Source organism: Parasphingorhabdus sp., assembly GCF_036963705.1.
In the GTDB taxonomy this organism is placed as follows: domain Bacteria; phylum Pseudomonadota; class Alphaproteobacteria; order Sphingomonadales; family Sphingomonadaceae; genus Parasphingorhabdus.
The window spans coordinates 1-2553 of the sequence record NZ_JBALUT010000141.1 but is presented as its reverse complement, the minus strand read 5'-3'; the positions used below and the strand labels follow the sequence as shown (position 1 = coordinate 2553).

Genomic DNA, 2553 nt, shown 5'->3' with positions numbered 1-2553 from the left:
CTGCGGTAATCAGCGCAGCACGAACATTACCGAGCAGCAGAAACAGGATGACAATTACAAGCAGCGCGCCTTCGAGGAGGTTTGTCTCAACCGTTGCAATGGTCCGCTCGACCAATTCTGTCCGATCATAGAGCGGCACGGCCTGCACACCTTCGGGAAGCGATTGGTTCACCTCCTCCAGCTTTTCTGCGGCAGCCTGAGCAACAATTCGCGGATTGCTGCCGGTAAGCATATAGACGGTGCCAAGCACGATCTCTTTGCCGTTTTCCGTTGCTGCGCCGTTGCGTAGTTCGGAACCGATTACGACTTCGGCAATATTGCCAACACGAATAGGGATCCCGCCGCGTTTTGCGACGATTATCTGCGACAGATCATCCTGATCTTCTACCCGCCCCGGTATCCGGATCAGGACTTGCTCGCCAGCACGCTCTACATAGCCTGCGCCTGCGTTGGCATTATTTGCTTCCAGCGCATCGACCACATCGGTCAGCGATATGCCCAGCGATGCCAGTTGCTCGGCATTAGGGGTCACATGATATTGTTTGGTGTAGCCGCCAACAGTGTTGATCTCAGCCACCCCTCGAACATTGCGCATCTGTGGTCGCACTACCCAGTCATGCAAGGTGCGTAAATCGGTCGGCGTCCACTCTGAACCATCGGATTTTCTTGCGCCCTTTTTTGGCGTGACCGAATACATGAAAATCTCGCCAAGTCCGGTCGCGGTAGGTCCCATTTGCGGTTCGATGTTCGGGGGCAATTGTGACTTGGCCGCCTGAAGGCGCTCGTTCACCAGCTGCCGCGCAAAATAGACATCGGTGCCGTCCTCAAAAACGACTGTTACCTGGCTCAGGCCGTAGCGCGAAACCGAACGAGTATAGTCCAGCTTCGGAATGCCTGCGAGCGCCGTTTCAATCGGATATGTAACGCGTTGTTCTGCCTCAAGAGGAGAAAAACCCTCGGCCTCGGTGTTTATCTGCACCTGAACATTGGTGATATCGGGCACAGCGTCAATGGGCAGGCGCGTGGCGCTCCACACACCAATCGCCATCAGTATCACGACAACGGCGAGCACAAGCCAGCGCTGCGCGATCGAGAAGCCTATTATTCTAGCGAGCATGGTTTGGTTTTCCATTAGTGATCGTGAGATGCGCCGGACTTTTCAATGTCCTGCCGAATGAGGAATGATCCTTTGGTGACATATTTGGTGCCGGGCTTGATGCCGCCCAGAACCTCAGTCCATTCAGAGGATTTGCGGCCAAGTTCGAGCATGCGCACTTCGTAAACTTCACCAAAATTGGCATAGACCACGGTGAAATCCCGAAACGGCTGCAACGCCTCTGTCCGAACCGCCAGCGGCACTGTCACTGCGTTCACCACCACACGTCCGTGCAGCGCAATGCCGGGACGCCAGCGTCCATCGCGGTTCGGCAGACGCGCGCGAACCAGCGCCGTCCCTGCTGCCGAATTGCCTTCGGGCAAATAGCCTCCGAGAACCGAATCAGCGACCGGCTTGCCATCAAGCGTCTCAATGATGATTTTCTGGCCAGGCCGGATTGTGCCCAGATCACGCGGGAAGATATTGAAGACGACGCTCGTGCTGCTTGGATCACTGATGACATAAATAGGCTGGTCATAGGCAACATTGCCGACATTGGCGTTGCGCTCAGCAACCACGCCACTGACAGGCGAATAGACCGGATAGATTTGCAGCGATTCACTCGATTCAATCCGCGCCAGCAACTGGCCCTTTTTGACATAATCGCCGACCGCTTTTGTCACCTGCATCACTTTGCCGGGGAATTGCGCTCTGATTTCAGAAGTTGCTGCCGGGTCCAGTTGGACGACGCCCTCCACTTCGCGAATATCGCTGATCGATTGTGGACCAACCACTTCAAATTCGATCCCGCCATCTTTTGCGGCAGACGCGCTTATCTTCGTCTGACCTTCGGGACTGGAATATTTCCAGACATGGCGTTTGCCGCTGGAAGCGGCGACAACCTCAACATCAAAGCTATGGGGTTCAATAACCGTGCCCTGACCGACCAGATAATCTTTCGCCGGCTTGAACGCGAATTTTTCAACTTCACCATCCAACCGCTTCAGCGATACCGTAAGCTTGACAGACTTCGGGTCTACAGGCTTGCCATCGCGTGTCGGATAGACACGAAATTCCGGTGGCACGCCGTCTTCAAAAACCGTCATTTCGACAGCGAAATCCCCGTCACGAAGCATCTTGCCGCGATGAGGACCTTTTTCTTCTTCGGCTGCTTCGCCTTCGCCCGCTTCACTCGGTGCATCTGTGCTACATGCGGCCATCGGCACAAGAAGCAATACCGCCATCGCTGCACCAATTTTCCAGTTCGTCTTCATGGCTGTGTATATCCTTCATTGATTGCCGCAATAGACGCATCAAAGCGTCCGGTGAGCCGGTCTAATTCGGTTTGGAGATCGCGATATTCGATCATGGCGGTCAACCATTTGTCTTGCGCTATGATGATAGCGTCGGCTGCATCTTGCATATCCCGGAAGCTGAAACCGCCGCGATTATAACCA

2 protein-coding genes and 1 pseudogene are annotated in these 2553 nt (G+C 54.6%); all 3 read right to left on the bottom strand.

The genetic code is table 11. The annotated features are described in order from the left end of the window. The coding region (locus V7680_RS15430) for an efflux RND transporter permease subunit (RefSeq protein ID WP_442955069.1) at nucleotides 1-1132 on the bottom strand (1132 nt) is incomplete at its 3' end. Further along, complete coding sequence (locus V7680_RS15425; RefSeq protein WP_335654139.1) at nucleotides 1132-2370, bottom strand: efflux RND transporter periplasmic adaptor subunit; 1239 nt, start codon at nucleotides 2368-2370, stop codon at nucleotides 1132-1134. The genes V7680_RS15425 and V7680_RS15430, both read right to left, overlap by 1 nt. Further along, nucleotides 2367-2553 (bottom strand): annotated as a pseudogene (locus V7680_RS15420) (TolC family protein); the annotation flags it as partial. The gene V7680_RS15425 and the pseudogene V7680_RS15420, both read right to left, overlap by 4 nt.

What these genes read in the sequence shown, in the direction of transcription:
- V7680_RS15425 (WP_335654139.1), bottom strand. Translation starts at nt 2,370, where the DNA reads ATGAAGACGAACTGGAAAATTGGTGCAGCGATGGCGGTATTGCTTCTT.